The organism is Escherichia sp. E2748 (assembly GCF_005781125.1).
Taxonomy (GTDB): domain Bacteria; phylum Pseudomonadota; class Gammaproteobacteria; order Enterobacterales; family Enterobacteriaceae; genus Escherichia.
The window spans coordinates 25016-39528 of record NZ_VATP01000001.1; the positions used below are offsets into that span (position 1 = coordinate 25016).

Annotated in this window: 15 protein-coding genes; 10 read left to right on the forward strand and 5 right to left on the reverse strand. The window is 52.3% G+C overall.

The features are described 5' to 3' along the window. Positions 1–161 precede the first annotated feature (161 nt). The 3 genes from upp (at position 162) to FEK42_RS00100 (ending at position 2962) form a co-directional block, all read left to right on the forward strand. Complete coding sequence (gene upp, locus FEK42_RS00090; RefSeq protein WP_130207463.1) at positions 162–788, forward strand: uracil phosphoribosyltransferase; 627 nt, start codon at positions 162–164, stop codon at positions 786–788. Positions 789–875: 87 nt separating this feature from the next. After that, a complete protein-coding gene (uraA, locus tag FEK42_RS00095) occupies positions 876–2165 on the forward strand; it encodes a uracil permease (protein WP_135404531.1) in 1290 nt (429 codons plus the stop codon). Between the two features lie 95 nt (positions 2166–2260). Continuing rightward, positions 2261–2962, forward strand: a complete 702-nt coding sequence (locus FEK42_RS00100) for a DnaA inactivator Hda (RefSeq protein ID WP_074399451.1) — start codon at positions 2261–2263, stop codon at positions 2960–2962. A gap of 137 nt (positions 2963–3099) precedes the next feature. Here the strand turns inward: FEK42_RS00100 and arsC are convergent, their stop codons facing one another. Both arsC and bepA read right to left on the reverse strand, forming a co-directional pair. After that, a complete protein-coding gene (arsC, locus tag FEK42_RS00105; RefSeq protein ID WP_131162103.1) occupies positions 3100–3459 on the reverse strand; it encodes an arsenate reductase (glutaredoxin) in 360 nt (119 codons plus the stop codon). Between the two features lie 20 nt (positions 3460–3479). Continuing rightward, positions 3480–4943, reverse strand: a complete 1464-nt coding sequence (gene bepA, locus FEK42_RS00110; RefSeq protein WP_130260490.1) for a beta-barrel assembly-enhancing protease — start codon at positions 4941–4943, stop codon at positions 3480–3482. A gap of 212 nt (positions 4944–5155) precedes the next feature. Between bepA and FEK42_RS00115 the strand changes: the two genes are divergently transcribed. After that, a complete protein-coding gene (locus FEK42_RS00115) occupies positions 5156–6217 on the forward strand; it encodes an AI-2E family transporter (RefSeq protein ID WP_130207455.1) in 1062 nt (353 codons plus the stop codon). Between the two features lie 108 nt (positions 6218–6325). On the opposite strand, the gene bcp is transcribed toward FEK42_RS00115, so the two are convergent. Then, entirely contained in the window at positions 6326–6796 is a 471-nt protein-coding gene (gene bcp / locus FEK42_RS00120; protein ID WP_130207453.1) for a thioredoxin-dependent thiol peroxidase, read from the reverse strand. Further along, positions 6796–7368 (reverse strand): glycine cleavage system transcriptional repressor, encoded by a 573-nt coding sequence (locus tag FEK42_RS00125; protein WP_135492884.1) that lies wholly within the window; start codon positions 7366–7368, stop codon positions 6796–6798. The genes bcp and FEK42_RS00125 overlap by 1 nt, the downstream gene beginning before the upstream one ends. A 146-nt stretch (positions 7369–7514) precedes the next feature. On the opposite strand from FEK42_RS00125, the gene dapA reads away from it, so the two are divergent. The 6 genes from dapA (at position 7515) to ypfH (ending at position 14202) form a co-directional block, all read left to right on the forward strand. Continuing rightward, the gene (gene dapA, locus FEK42_RS00130) at positions 7515–8393 is read left to right on the forward strand and encodes a 4-hydroxy-tetrahydrodipicolinate synthase (protein WP_130207449.1); all 879 of its coding nucleotides are present in this window, start codon (positions 7515–7517) and stop codon (positions 8391–8393) included. 16 nt (positions 8394–8409) lie between these two features. Beyond that, a complete protein-coding gene (gene bamC, locus FEK42_RS00135) occupies positions 8410–9444 on the forward strand; it encodes an outer membrane protein assembly factor BamC (protein ID WP_130207447.1) in 1035 nt (344 codons plus the stop codon). 211 nt (positions 9445–9655) lie between these two features. Further along, positions 9656–10369, forward strand: coding sequence for a phosphoribosylaminoimidazolesuccinocarboxamide synthase (gene purC / locus FEK42_RS00140; RefSeq protein WP_061357655.1), 714 nt, complete (start codon positions 9656–9658; stop codon positions 10367–10369). A 167-nt stretch (positions 10370–10536) separates the two neighbouring features. Beyond that, complete coding sequence (locus FEK42_RS00145) at positions 10537–11400, forward strand: neutral zinc metallopeptidase (RefSeq protein ID WP_130207445.1); 864 nt, start codon at positions 10537–10539, stop codon at positions 11398–11400. Positions 11401–11414: 14 nt separating this feature from the next. After that, entirely contained in the window at positions 11415–13430 is a 2016-nt protein-coding gene (tmcA, locus tag FEK42_RS00150) for a tRNA cytosine(34) acetyltransferase TmcA (protein ID WP_138211695.1), read from the forward strand. Between the two features lie 73 nt (positions 13431–13503). Then, positions 13504–14202 (forward strand): esterase, encoded by a 699-nt coding sequence (gene ypfH, locus FEK42_RS00155; protein ID WP_130260492.1) that lies wholly within the window; start codon positions 13504–13506, stop codon positions 14200–14202. A gap of 97 nt (positions 14203–14299) precedes the next feature. Here the strand turns inward: ypfH and FEK42_RS00160 are convergent, their stop codons facing one another. Beyond that, positions 14300–14500 carry a YpfN family protein gene (locus FEK42_RS00160; RefSeq protein ID WP_000383836.1) on the reverse strand — a complete coding sequence of 67 codons (201 nt, stop codon included), beginning with the start codon at positions 14498–14500 and terminating at the stop codon, positions 14300–14302. Between the last annotated feature and the right edge of the window lie 13 nt (positions 14501–14513).

Sequence of the window (14513 nt, forward strand, 5' to 3'; positions counted from 1 at the left end):
GCATCCTGGCGCAAAAGCTGATGAGTACTGAGATTTGCTACTCTATTCCTGGCAACCCCGCCTATGCTTGATCAGCATCAAGTAAAAAAATGTTGTCGATGAAAAGAATGGCGGTATAATCCGTCGATTTTTTTTGTGGCTGCCCTCAAAGGAGAAAGAGTATGAAGATCGTGGAAGTCAAACACCCACTCGTCAAACACAAGCTGGGACTGATGCGTGAGCAAGATATCAGTACCAAGCGCTTTCGCGAACTCGCTTCCGAAGTGGGTAGCCTGCTGACTTACGAAGCGACCGCCGACCTCGAAACGGAAAAAGTCACTATCGAAGGTTGGAACGGCCCGGTAGAAATTGACCAGATCAAAGGTAAGAAAATTACCGTGGTGCCAATTCTGCGTGCGGGTCTGGGGATGATGGACGGTGTTCTGGAAAACGTTCCGAGCGCGCGCATCAGCGTAGTCGGTATGTACCGTGATGAAGAAACACTGGAGCCGGTACCGTACTTCCAGAAACTGGTTTCTAACATCGATGAGCGTATGGCGCTGATCGTTGACCCAATGCTGGCAACCGGTGGTTCCGTTATCGCGACCATCGACCTGCTGAAAAAAGCGGGCTGCAGCAGCATTAAAGTGCTGGTGCTGGTGGCTGCGCCAGAAGGTATCGCTGCGCTGGAAAAAGCGCATCCGGACGTCGAGCTGTATACCGCATCGATTGACCAGGGGCTGAATGAGCACGGATACATTATTCCGGGCCTCGGCGATGCTGGTGATAAAATCTTTGGTACGAAATAACGAATAAAAATAATTAAAGCCGACTTTAAGAGTCGGCTTTTTTTTGAGTAAAGCGCCTATAACACATAATATACAGAGGATAATACTATGACGCGCCGTGCTATCGGGGTGAGTGAAAGACCGCCACTTTTACAGACAATCCCGCTTAGTTTACAACATTTGTTCGCCATGTTTGGTGCAACCGTCCTGGTGCCCGTCTTATTTCATATCAACCCGGCGACCGTACTGTTATTTAACGGTATCGGAACGCTGCTGTATCTCTTCATCTGTAAAGGGAAAATCCCGGCTTATCTTGGTTCGAGCTTTGCCTTTATTTCTCCGGTGTTATTGCTGTTGCCGTTGGGTTATGAAGTCGCGCTGGGCGGCTTTATTATGTGCGGCGTGCTGTTCTGTCTGGTTTCTTTTATTGTGAAGAAAGCAGGGACTGGCTGGCTGGATGTGCTGTTTCCTCCAGCGGCAATGGGGGCAATCGTTGCTGTCATCGGTCTGGAGCTGGCGGGCGTGGCCGCTGGCATGGCTGGCTTACTCCCGGCTGAAGGGCAAACGCCAGATTCCAAAACCATCATTATCTCCATTACTACCCTTGCGGTTACGGTTTTAGGTTCCGTTCTGTTCCGCGGTTTCCTGGCGATTATCCCGATTTTGATTGGCGTGTTGGTGGGGTACGCGCTCTCCTTCGCAATGGGTATTGTCGATACCACGCCGATTATTAACGCTCACTGGTTTGCTCTGCCGACCTTTTACACGCCGCGCTTTGAGTGGTTTGCCATTTTGACCATTCTGCCTGCGGCGCTGGTGGTTATTGCCGAACACGTGGGGCATCTGGTGGTAACGGCTAACATCGTGAAAAAAGATCTGCTGCGCGATCCGGGCCTGCACCGTTCCATGTTCGCTAACGGCCTGTCGACCGTTATCTCCGGGTTCTTTGGTTCCACGCCAAACACTACCTACGGGGAAAACATCGGCGTTATGGCGATCACCCGCGTCTACAGTACCTGGGTAATCGGTGGTGCGGCGATCTTCGCCATTCTGCTCTCCTGTGTTGGTAAACTGGCTGCGGCTATCCAGATGATCCCACTGCCGGTGATGGGCGGCGTTTCGCTGCTGCTTTACGGTGTCATCGGCGCTTCTGGTATTCGTGTACTTATTGAATCGAAAGTGGACTACAACAAAGCACAGAACTTGATCCTGACTTCCGTGATCCTGATCATCGGTGTCAGCGGTGCGAAGGTAAACATCGGTGCGGCAGAGCTGAAAGGTATGGCGTTGGCGACCATCGTCGGCATTGGCTTAAGCCTGATCTTTAAATTGATTAGCGTGCTCCGTCCGGAAGAAGTGGTGTTGGATGCAGAAGACGCCGATATAACAGAAAAATAATGTAGCGACCGGGCAGTAATGCTGCCCGGTTCAAACATGATGGAATTCTGTGGTAAACTTCTCGTGATTTTGTGAAATCCCTGGTTGAGGTATCTCTGAACACACCGGCACAGCTCTCTTTGCCACTTTATCTTCCTGACGACGAAACCTTTGCAAGTTTCTGGCCGGGGGATAACTCCTCTTTACTGGCCGCGATGAAAAACGTGCTGCGTCAGGAACATAGCGGTTACATCTATCTCTGGGCACGCGAAGGCGCGGGGCGCAGCCATCTGCTGCACGCGGCTTGCGCGGAATTGTCGCAGCGTGGCGATGCGGTAGGTTATGTCCCGCTGGATAAACGCACCTGGTTTGTTCCGGAAGTGCTCGATGGTATGGAACAACTGTCGCTGGTTTGCATCGACAATATTGAGTGTATTGCTGGCGATGAGTTGTGGGAGATGGCGATTTTCGATCTCTACAATCGGATTCTGGAGTCAGGTAAAACACGGTTGCTGATCACTGGTGATCGTCCACCTCGTCAGTTGAATCTGGGGTTACCGGATCTTGCGTCACGTCTCGACTGGGGGCAGATCTACAAGTTGCAGCCACTTTCTGATGAAGACAAATTGCAGGCTTTACAGTTACGCGCCCGTTTGCGTGGTTTTGAACTGCCGGAAGATGTGGGACGTTTCTTGCTGAAGCGGCTTGATAGAGAGATGCGCACGTTATTTATGACGTTGGATCAGCTGGATCGCGCATCGATTACGGCACAACGTAAGTTGACCATTCCGTTTGTGAAAGAGATCCTGAAGCTGTAGACAGGACGTTTATTGTCGGATGCGGCGCGAGCGCCTTATCCGACTTACTCGAATCAAGTTCATTGTATTTGTAGGCCGGATAAGACGCGGCAAGCGTCGCATCCGGCAATATGCCTTAGCTACCGAAGGGGTACATCTTAACCCACGATTTCCAGCACCTGCTCCGGTGGACGACCAATACGCGCTTTGCCATTCACGACCACAATCGGGCGTTCCATCAGCTTCGGATTATCCACCATCGCCTGAATCAGCGCCTCTTCGCTAAGCGAACTGTCTGCAAGATTCAGCTCTTTATAAAGATCCTCTTTCTGGCGCATCAATTCACGGGCGCTATTCATACCCAACATTTTCAGCAAATTACGTAGCGTTGCCGCATCGGCGGGTGTCTCAAGATAGAGCACCACTTCCGGCTCCACACCATTTTCTTTCAGCAGGTTCAGCGTTTCACGGCTCTTTGAGCAGCGTGGGTTGTGGTAGATTTTTACCTGTTTGGTCATTGTTCTTCCTTTAATGCGAATTACATCTTGGTATAAGGCTTAAAGCGTTCCTGCAACTGGCGCAACTGGTCGATGCGCGCATCGTAACGCGCTTGTTGTAGACTGCCTAATTTCACCTGCGAACTTGCGCTACTTAACAGAGAAATGGCCTGGTCGAGTCGCCCGGCCAGCGCATAACCTTCTGCTCGCGCAGCCAGTTCCTGATCGCGGTTATTTAGCGCGGCCTCCGCCTGTGCCAGCAAATCCCAGCCATTGCTGTCATCTTTATTATTAAAAGTATAGCGATTCAGAATATTGGCCGCTTCCTGCGGTTGACCGCCTTGCAGATACGCGTTTGCCAGGTTGAGCTGCAACACCGGACTGGTGCGTAAATCGCGGGCATTTTTCAGCCTATTGATCGCGTCATTGGCTTTGTGTTGCCCAAGGTCAATATCGGTTGCCAGATCGAGAAACCATGCGTTAGCCGGTTCTGCCGCCAATAATGGCTGAAGCGTTTTCCGTGCTTCATCGAATTTATTGGCTACCATCGCCTGTAAAGCACGGCCATACTGTGCCGCCCGTTGCTGACGAACATTGCCTTTCGCCCATTCATCCAGCAAGTCGCTGGTGAGCTGATTACGTCCGGAATTGTACATCCCTAGAGTACGCGCTTTCGCCAGATAGAAATCTTCTGACGATTGCACCACCATCGGGCGCATCTGATTAGCACGGTTACGAGCATCAGCCAGACGGCTTTCCGGCAACGGGTGAGTCAGCAAAATTTCCGGCGGACGCGAAGAGTAACGCGCTTGATCGAGCAATTTTTCGAGGAAGGTCGGCATCGCCTGCGGATCGAACCCCGAGCGTTGCAGCACCTGAATCCCAATGCGGTCTGCTTCCTGTTCGTTTTGCTGGGTGAAGCTGATCATCCCCTGGCGTGTTCCCGCCAGCGTACCGGTCAGCGCTGCCATTCCCGCCTGCGGGCTGGCCATCGCCAGTAAAATAGAACCTAACGCCCCGACCCAGGTGAGTGGTGCGCTACGTTGCTGATCTTCCATCGCTCGCGCCAGGTGGCGCTGGGTGACGTGGGAGATTTCATGCGCCATAACCGAAGCCAGTTGGCTTTCGTTATCGGAATAACGGAACAGGGCAGAATGCAGCACTACGTTGCCGCCAAAGAAAGCAAAGGCGTTAATTTCGTCGTTATTGATCAGAAAGAAATGGAATGGCGTCTTAACTGAATTGGCATGCGAAACCAGACGCATCCCCAGCGAGTTAATGTATTGCGTTAATAGCGGATCATTAATTAACGGCGCGCTGCCGCGTAACTGGCGAACATAATAGTCGCCCATTTGCATTTCCTGACCAATGGAAAGCGTGCTTCCTGCGGAGGTTCCCATATCCGGCAAGGTGTCTGCGCTATCGGCAAACGCCGGGGCTACCTGACCGAGGGTCACAGCAGCAATGAGGGTAGCAACCAGGTTTTTTTTCAACTGCCTGAACATAACCTCTGTCCTGTATTTCTGGAGATAGTCATTTGACCGATACTGTGAAATATCGTTCCCACCGCGCCGCCTTTGAGTGTAACGGTGAAGATTAACCCACTCAAATGACTTTTTAGTTTCCTGAATCCGTCATAAAAAGCGAAGTCTTTTTTGTGACATTTCGATACAATTGCGGATCGCAATCCCCCTCTTGAGGTTCAGGGAAGGTCTTTATGCTCGAAATGTTGATGCAATGGTATCGCCGCCGTTTTAGCGACCCGGAAGCGATTGCCTTGCTGGTTATTTTAGTTGCCGGTTTTGGCATTATCTTTTTCTTTAGTGGATTACTCGCGCCGCTGCTGGTGGCTATTGTGCTGGCCTATTTGCTGGAATGGCCCACTGTGCGCCTGCAATCTATTGGCTGTTCCCGCCGTTGGGCGACGTCGATTGTGCTGGTCCTGTTTGTTGGCATCCTGCTACTGATGGCATTTGTGGTCATGCCTATCGCCTGGCAACAGGGCATTTATTTAATCCGCGATATGCCGGGTATGCTCAATAAGCTTTCTGATTTTGCCGCCACGTTGCCGCGCCGCTATCCGGCGTTGATGGACGCGGGCATTATTGATGCGATGGCTGAGAATATGCGTAGCCGGATGCTTACCATGGGCGATTCAGTGGTGAAAATCTCCCTCGCCTCGTTGGTCGGTTTGCTGACCATTGCCGTCTATCTGGTGCTGGTGCCATTGATGGTCTTCTTCCTGCTGAAAGACAAAGAGCAAATGCTGAATGCCGTTCGTCGGGTGCTGCCGCGCAACCGTGGACTGGCAGGGCAGGTGTGGAAGGAGATGAACCAGCAAATCACCAACTACATCCGTGGCAAGGTACTGGAGATGATCGTGGTGGGGATCGCCACCTGGCTGGGATTCTTACTCTTCGGGCTGAACTATTCGCTGCTGCTGGCGGTGCTGGTTGGTTTCTCGGTGCTTATTCCGTACATTGGCGCATTTGTGGTGACCATTCCGGTGGTCGGCGTGGCGCTATTCCAGTTTGGCGCTGGCACCGAGTTCTGGAGCTGCTTCGCGGTGTATCTGATTATCCAGGCGCTGGACGGTAACTTACTCGTACCGGTGTTGTTCTCTGAAGCCGTGAACCTGCATCCGCTGGTGATTATTTTATCGGTGGTGATTTTCGGTGGGCTGTGGGGATTCTGGGGCGTATTCTTCGCTATCCCACTGGCAACGCTAATCAAAGCAGTAATCCATGCCTGGCCGGATGGTCAAATCCCGCAAGAGTAATCTTCAGCGAAAAGGGCTTTGAAACGAGTGTCGCAGGGCGTGATTTACATCACCGGATGTGAAATGTGCTGGCCGCAAGCGCAGCCAGCACGGAATGGAGCAAAGTAATCAGGCGTGTTCTTTTAGCCAGTTAAGCACTACGTCGTGGTGATTGCTGGTTTTGAAATCGTCAAATACGTGTTCGATTTTGCCGTTGGCATCGATCAGGAAGCTGATACGGTGAATACCATCGTAGGTTTTGCCCATGAAAGACTTCTCGCCCCAGACGCCGAATTGTTCGCATACCTGGTGGTCTTCATCGGACAGAAGCGTAAAGTTAAGCAGTTCTTTATCTGCGAAACGGGAAAGTTTTTCAGGTTTATCGGTGCTGATACCGAGCACATCAACGCCCGCTTTTTTTAACTCTTCCATGTTATCGCGTAAGCCGCAGGCCTGTACGGTACAGCCGGGGGTCATGGCTTTCGGGTAGAAATAAACCAGAACACGCTGTCCCTGGAAGTCGGTCAAATTAACTTGTTCTCCGTCTTGGTCCGGCAAGCTAAATTTCGGTGCGATGTCACCGGCTTTCAGTGGATTCATTAATTAACTCCATCCTGTTCATCATGTTGGGAATAGTTGACGACGTTAATACTGCCTTGCGCATTGAGTTCTGTACATAGTGCTTTGAACGCTTGCTCAATATTTGCTGAGTCCGCAGACGCCGGGCTGTGGGCGGTGATCTGAATATGTAGCTGCGCAGCCCTTTCATTTTCAGCAGGTTGCGTGCGTGACACCAGTTCTGCAATGTTCATATGGTGCGCGTCGAAAAGTGCTGTGAAGCGCTCAATTAAATGCGGGGAGTCCGCCACATCGACCTGAACCCAGACAGATGCGGGCATAGGTGGACATGGGCGAGCGGTCGTTCGTTTCATCACGATTAAAAGATCCAGCTCGGCGCCTTTCAACGGTAACGTTGATTCAATCAAGGTGATGGCGTTCCATGAACCGGAAAGCAGCATGATAAACGTGAACTCTTCTCCCAACATCGCCAGGCGACTGTCTTCGATATTACAGCCGCAACTACTGACATGACGGGTGATGGTATTCACAATTCCTGGGCGATCGGCACCCAGCGCAGTGATCACCAGATAATGTTGCGATGACAGTGTCAAACTGGTTATTCCTTTAAGGGGGTGAGATGTTCCTAAGGAAAGCATAAAAAAAACATGCATACAACAATCAGAACGGTTCTGTTTGCTTGCTTTTAATGCCATACCAAACGTACCATTGAGACACTTGTTTGCACAGAGGATGGCCCATGTTCACGGGAAGTATTGTCGCGATTGTTACTCCGATGGATGAAAAAGGTAATGTCTGTCGGGCTAGCTTAAAAAAACTGATTGATTATCATGTCGCCAGCGGTACTTCGGCGATCGTTTCTGTTGGTACTACTGGTGAGTCCGCTACTCTGAACCATGACGAGCATGTCGATGTCGTGATGATGACGCTGGAGCTGGCTGATGGGCGCATTCCGGTGATTGCCGGGACCGGTGCTAACGCCACCACAGAAGCCATTAACCTGACGCAGCGCTTCAACGACAGCGGTGTTGTTGGCTGCCTGACGGTAACCCCTTATTACAACCGCCCATCGCAAGAAGGTCTGTATCAGCATTTCAAGGCCATCGCTGAACATACTGACCTGCCGCAAATTCTGTATAATGTGCCGTCCCGTACTGGTTGCGATCTGCTACCAGAAACGGTGGGCCGTCTGGCGAAAGTAAAAAATATTGTCGGAATCAAAGAAGCAACAGGGAACTTAACGCGGGTAAACCAGATCAAAGAGCTGGTTTCAGACGATTTTGTTCTGCTGAGCGGCGATGATGCAAGCGCGCTGGATTTCATGCAGTTAGGCGGTCATGGCGTAATTTCCGTTACGGCTAACGTCGCAGCGCGAGATATGGCCCAGATGTGCAAACTGGCGGCAGAAGGGCATTTTGCCGAGGCACGCGTTATTAATCAGCGTCTGATGCCATTACACAACAAACTATTTGTCGAACCCAATCCAATCCCTGTGAAATGGGCATGTAAGGAACTGGGTCTTGTGGCGACCGATACGCTACGCCTGCCAATGACGCCAATCACCGACAGTGGTCGTGAGACGGTCAGAGCGGCGCTTAAGCATGCCGGTTTGCTGTAAAGTTTAGGGAGATTTGATGGCTTACTCTGTACAAAAGTCGCGCCTGGCGAAGGTTGCGGGTGTTTCGCTTGTTCTTTTACTCGCAGCCTGTAGTTCGGACTCACGTTATAAGCGTCAGGTGAGCGGCGATGAAGCCTACCTGGAAGCGGCACCGCTTGCAGAACTTCACGCCCCGGCAGGAATGATTTTGCCGGTGACCTCCGGCGACTATGCGATTCCGGTAACTAACGGTAGTGGCGCAGTTGGCAAAGCGTTAGATATTCGTCCACCAGCCCAGCCGCTGGCGCTGGTTTCAGGTGCGCGTACCCAGTTCACGGGCGATACAGCTTCGCTGCTGGTGGAAAATGGTCGTGGCAATACTCTGTGGCCGCAGGTCGTTAGCGTGCTGCAGGCGAAAAACTATACCATTACCCAACGCGATGATGCCGGTCAGACGCTGACCACCGATTGGGTTCAATGGAACCGTCTGGACGAAGACGAGCAATATCGTGGTCGTTATCAAATCTCCGTTAAACCGCAGGGTTATCAGCAGGCGGTAACGGTGAAATTGCTGAACCTGGAGCAGGCTGGCAAGCCGGTTGCAGATGCGGCGTCTATGCAGCGTTACAGTGCTGAGATGATGAACGTCATTTCCGCTGGCCTGGATAAATCCGTCACTGACGCGGCTAATGCGGCGCAAAACCGTGCTTCCACAACAATGGATGTACAAAGCGGCGCTGACGACACTGGTTTACCGATGCTGGTCGTGCGTGGTCCGTTCAACGTAGTATGGCAACGTCTGCCTGCTGCGCTGGAAAAAGTGGGCATGAAAGTGACCGACAGCACTCGTTCACAGGGCAGCATGGCCGTAACTTACAAGCCACTGTCTGACAGCGACTGGCAGGAACTGGGCGCCCGTGATCCTGAACTGGCATCCGGCGACTACAAATTGCAGGTCGGTGATTTAGATAACCGCAGCAGCTTACAGTTTATTGATCCAAAAGGTCATACGCTGACCCAAAGCCAAAACGACGCACTGGTATCAGTCTTCCAGGCTGCGTTTAGCAAGTAAAAATACAGGGCTGGAGTCATCCGGCCCTTTTTTCTGATATGATACGCAAACGTGTGCGTCAGCAGAAAAACGCGATTTTAGCGTTAATTCGCACGAAATTTGTTTGTCGGCGTAGGTCGGTTAAGGCGTTCACGGTACAGCCGACAAAACGACAGGCACACCAGACAGCAAAAGATTTTAAAACGTTAATTCACACCCAGGAGTGATAAAGATGCAAAAGCAAGCTGAGTTGTATCGTGGTAAAGCGAAAACCGTATACAGCACGGAAAACCCGGGCCTGTTGGTGCTCGAATTCCGCAATGATACGTCAGCAGGGGATGGCGCGCGCATTGAGCAGTTTGATCGCAAAGGTATGGTGAACAACAAGTTCAACTACTTCATTATGAGCAAACTGGCTGAAGCGGGTATCCCGACTCAAATGGAGCGTCTGCTCTCTGATACCGAATGTCTGGTGAAAAAACTGGATATGGTGCCGGTTGAATGTGTCGTGCGTAACCGTGCTGCTGGCTCTCTGGTGAAACGTCTTGGAATCGAAGAAGGTATTGAGCTGAACCCGCCGCTGTTCGATCTGTTCCTGAAAAACGACGCCATGCACGATCCGATGGTCAACGAATCTTACTGCGAAACCTTTGGCTGGGTAAGCAAAGAGAACCTGGCGCGCATGAAAGAGCTGACCTACAAAGCGAACGACGTGCTGAAAAAACTGTTCGACGATGCCGGTCTGATTCTGGTCGATTTCAAGCTGGAGTTTGGTCTGTACAAAGGCGAAGTGGTACTGGGTGATGAGTTCTCCCCGGACGGTAGCCGCCTGTGGGACAAAGAAACGCTGGAGAAAATGGACAAAGACCGTTTCCGCCAGAGCCTCGGTGGCCTGATCGAAGCCTATGAAGCCGTCGCCCGCCGCCTGGGTGTACAGCTGGACTGATTTTTCTGTTCATCGTCTTGCCGTGCTGCTGGCACGGCAAGACAACCGCTCTCGTAAGATGTGCATTGAACGCTCATTCCTCCATCATTTCCTCCCGTTTTCCTGTGGTAATCTTCCCCTGAACCACCTACGATCATTCCTATAATGAATATATTGTTGAGGTATCTATGCGCTGGCAAGGGCGTCGTGAAAGTGACAATGTTGAAGACAGGCGAAACAGTTCCGGTGGTCCGTCAATGGGCGGTCCCGGTTTTCGCCTACCAACCGGTAAAGGCGGGTTAATTTTACTGGTGGTTGTGTTGGTCGCTGGCTACTATGGTGTTGATTTAACTGGATTAATGACCGGGCAGCCCGTTTCCCAACAGCAATCAACGCGTTCAATTAGCCCAAATGAAGACGAAGCAGCAAAATTCACTTCGGTGATTCTGGCAACCACGGAAGACACCTGGGGACAGCAATTCGAGAAGATGGGTAAGACCTACCAGCAACCGAAGCTGGTCATGTACCGTGGAATGACTCGCACCGGTTGCGGGGCGGGGCAGTCCATTATGGGACCGTTTTATTGCCCGGCGGATGGCACAGTCTATATCGATCTCTCCTTCTATGATGACATGAAAGACAAACTGGGCGCGGATGGTGATTTTGCTCAAGGGTACGTTATCGCCCATGAAGTCGGTCATCACGTGCAGAAACTGTTAGGTATCGAGCCGAAAGTCCGTCAACTGCAACAAAACGCGACGCAAGCGGAAGCCAACCGCTTATCTGTGCGTATGGAACTCCAGGCCGACTGCTTTGCCGGTGTCTGGGGGCATAGCATGCAGCAGCAAGGCGTTCTGGAAACCGGCGATCTGGAAGAGGCGCTGAACGCGGCGCAGGCCATCGGCGATGACCGTTTACAACAGCAAAGTCAGGGGCAGGTGGTGCCAGACAGCTTTACCCATGGTACATCTCAGCAGCGCTACAGCTGGTTTAAACGTGGTTTCGACAGCGGCGATCCGGCCCAATGCAATACTTTTGGTAAAAGCATTTAACTTCCGGGGCAGGGATGGCTGAACTGACTGCGTTTCACACATTAACAGCGCAAATGAAACGTGAAGGGATTCGCCGCTTGTTAGTGTTGAGCGGCGAAGGAAGCTGGTGCGGTGAGCATGCGCTTAAGTTGCGTGACGTATTACCGGGCGACTGGCTGTGGGTTTCGCCGCAGCCAGCTTCTGAAAACCACTGTACGCCATCAGCGCTACAAACTTTACTTGGGCGCGAGTTCCAGCATGCGGTATTCGACGCCCGCCAGGGTTTTGATGCCGCTGCTTTTGCGGCACTTAGCGGAACGCTGAAAGCGGGAAGCTGGCTGGTGTTGTTGCTCCCTGCGTGGGAAGAATGGGAAAACCATCCTGATGTCGATTCGCTGCGCTGGAGTGATTGCCCTGGTCCTATTGCGACGCCGCATTTTGTCCAACATCTCAAACGTGTACTTGCGGCGGATAACAACGCTATCCTCTGGCGACAAAATCAGCCGTTCAAGTTGGCGCATTTTGCTCCTTATCCAGACTGGCGTCCTGCTACTGGCGAGCCGCAACCAGAACAACAGCACATATTACAGCAACTGCTGACCATGCCGCCAGGCGTGGCTGCGGTAACTGCTGCGCGCGGGCGCGGTAAGTCGGCGCTGGCGGGGCAACTCATTTCCCGTATCTCTGGCAGTGCGATTGTTACAGCACCTGCGAAGGCTGCAACGGATGTGCTGGCGCAGTTTGCGGGCGAGAAGTATCGCTTTGTGGCGCCAGATGCCTTATTAGCCAGTGATGAAAAAGCCGACTGGCTGGTGGTTGACGAAGCCGCAGCCATTCCTGCACCACTGTTGCATCAGCTTGTATCGCGTTTCTCACGCACTTTGTTAACTACAACGGTACAGGGCTATGAAGGCACCGGACGTGGTTTTTTGCTGAAATTTTGCGCCCGCTTTCCGCATTTACACCGTTTTGAACTGCAACAGCCGATCCGCTGGGCGCAGGGATGCCCGCTGGAAAAAATAGTCAGTGAGGCACTGGTTTTTGACGATGAAAACTTCACTCACGAACCACAAGGTGACATCGTCATTTCCGCTTTTGAACAGGCGTTATGGAGAAGCGAACCAGATACACCGTTAAAGGTATATCAGCTATTGTCTGGTGCGCACTACCGGACCTCGCCGCTGGATTTACGCCGGATGATGGATGCGCCTGGGCAACATTTTTTACAGGCGGCTGGCGAAAACGAGATCGCCGGGGCGCTGTGGCTGGTGGATGAGGGCGGATTATCTCAAGAACTCAGTCAGGCGGTATGGGCGGGGTTTCGTCGCCCGCGGGGTAATCTGGTGGCCCAGTCGCTGGCGGCGCACGGCAGCAATCCACAGGCGGCGACATTGCGCGGACGGCGGGTCAGCCGGATTGCAGTCCATCCGGCGCGTCAGCGCGAAGGCGTTGGGCAACAGCTCATTGCCAGCGCTTTGCAATATACGCATGGCCTCGACTACCTTTCGGTAAGCTTTGGCTACACCGAGGAATTATGGTGTTTCTGGCAACGATGCGGTTTTGTGTTGGTGCGGATGGGCAATCATCGCGAAGCCAGCAGCGGCTGTTATACGGCGATGGCGTTGTTACCGATTAGCGAAGCGGGTAAACAGTTGGCAGAACGTGAGCATTTTCGTTTACGCCGCGATGCGCAAATTATCGCGCAGTGGAATGGCGAAACTATTCCAGTCGATCCGCTTAACGATATCGTGGTTACTGACGGCGACTGGCTGGAACTGGCTGGTTTTGCTTTCGCTCATCGTCCGCTTTTAACGTCATTAGGCTGTTTAATGCGTCTGCTGCAAATCAGCGAACTGACATTACCAGCGCTGCGTGGGCGCTTGCAGAAAAACGTCAGCGACGCGCAGTTATGTACCACACTTAAACTTTCGGGGCGTAAGGCGTTGTTGGCCCGTCAGCGTGAAGAGGCGGCACAGGCGCTATTCGCGCTTGATGATACCCGCACTGAACGCCTGCGCGATCGCATAACGCAATGGCAATTTTTTCACTGACTCCTTCAATTTTATCCCATGGTCATTGTGAGTCAGCGGCGTAAAATTAATGACATCAGTTAAGGAGTTCGCCATGAAACATGACCATTTTGTTGTTCAAAGCCCGGATAAACCTGCGCAACAGTTGTTGCTGCTTTTTCACGGCGTCGGCGATAACCCGGTAGCGATGGGGGAGATCGGCAGCTGGTTTGCGCCGCTGTTCCCGGATGCGCTGGTGGTGAGTGTCGGTGGCGCGGAGCCGAGCGGTAATCCGGCGGGGCGTCAGTGGTTTTCGGTGCAGGGCATAACGGAAGATAATCGCCAGGCGCGTGTGGATGCCATCATGCCGACCTTTATTGAGACGGTGCGCTACTGGCAGAAACAGAGCGGAGTAGCGGCTAACGCCACGGCGCTAATCGGTTTCTCACAAGGCGCGATTATGGCGCTGGAGAGTATTAAAGCCGAGCCAGGCCTTGCCTCGCGCGTCATTGCTTTTAATGGACGCTATGCCAGCCTGCCGGAAACCGCGTCTACAGCCACGACAATTCACTTGATTCATGGTGGTGAAGATCCGGTTATCGATTTGGCGCATGCGGTTGCGGCGCAGGAAGCGTTAATCAGTGCCGGTGGTGATGTAACGCTGGATATCGTGGAGAATTTGGGCCATGCGATCGACAATCGTAGTATGCAATTTGCCCTGGATCACTTGCGTTATACCATTCCGAAACATTATTTCGACGAAGCGCTAAGTGGTGGTAAGCCTGGCGATGATGATGTAATTGAAATGATGTAATAACAGCTGCGTAGGCCTGACAAGACGCGTGAGCGTCGCATCAGGCATTGTTCACCGTTGCCGGATGCGGCGTTAACGCCTTATCCGGCCCCTCAGCTTACTTCTTCGGTTGATCCTTTTTCGGCCAGTCGTCGTCATCGTCCCACTTATCGTTGAAATCACGATGCGGGGGAAGCTCCGGCTTGTTGGCGAGAAATTTCTTATGGTCGACGCGCTTGAGATCTTTAATCACGTTCAGCAGGACGCCCACCAAAAAGACAATCACCAGAATCCACCAATATTTAGCCAGCCAGTCCATGCTTATTTCCTCT

What these genes read in the sequence shown, in the direction of transcription:
- tmcA (WP_138211695.1), top strand. Translation starts at nt 11,415, where the DNA reads ATGGCTGAACTGACTGCGTTTCACACATTAACAGCGCAAATGAAACGT.
- ypfH (WP_130260492.1), top strand. Translation starts at nt 13,504, where the DNA reads ATGAAACATGACCATTTTGTTGTTCAAAGCCCGGATAAACCTGCGCAA.
- bcp (WP_130207453.1), bottom strand. Translation starts at nt 6,796, where the DNA reads ATGAATCCACTGAAAGCCGGTGACATCGCACCGAAATTTAGCTTGCCG.
- uraA (WP_135404531.1), top strand. Translation starts at nt 876, where the DNA reads ATGACGCGCCGTGCTATCGGGGTGAGTGAAAGACCGCCACTTTTACAG.
- bepA (WP_130260490.1), bottom strand. Translation starts at nt 4,943, where the DNA reads ATGTTCAGGCAGTTGAAAAAAAACCTGGTTGCTACCCTCATTGCTGCT.
- purC (WP_061357655.1), top strand. Translation starts at nt 9,656, where the DNA reads ATGCAAAAGCAAGCTGAGTTGTATCGTGGTAAAGCGAAAACCGTATAC.
- FEK42_RS00160 (WP_000383836.1), bottom strand. Translation starts at nt 14,500, where the DNA reads ATGGACTGGCTGGCTAAATATTGGTGGATTCTGGTGATTGTCTTTTTG.
- arsC (WP_131162103.1), bottom strand. Translation starts at nt 3,459, where the DNA reads ATGACCAAACAGGTAAAAATCTACCACAACCCACGCTGCTCAAAGAGC.
- dapA (WP_130207449.1), top strand. Translation starts at nt 7,515, where the DNA reads ATGTTCACGGGAAGTATTGTCGCGATTGTTACTCCGATGGATGAAAAA.
- FEK42_RS00115 (WP_130207455.1), top strand. Translation starts at nt 5,156, where the DNA reads ATGCTCGAAATGTTGATGCAATGGTATCGCCGCCGTTTTAGCGACCCG.
- bamC (WP_130207447.1), top strand. Translation starts at nt 8,410, where the DNA reads ATGGCTTACTCTGTACAAAAGTCGCGCCTGGCGAAGGTTGCGGGTGTT.
- upp (WP_130207463.1), top strand. Translation starts at nt 162, where the DNA reads ATGAAGATCGTGGAAGTCAAACACCCACTCGTCAAACACAAGCTGGGA.
- FEK42_RS00145 (WP_130207445.1), top strand. Translation starts at nt 10,537, where the DNA reads ATGCGCTGGCAAGGGCGTCGTGAAAGTGACAATGTTGAAGACAGGCGA.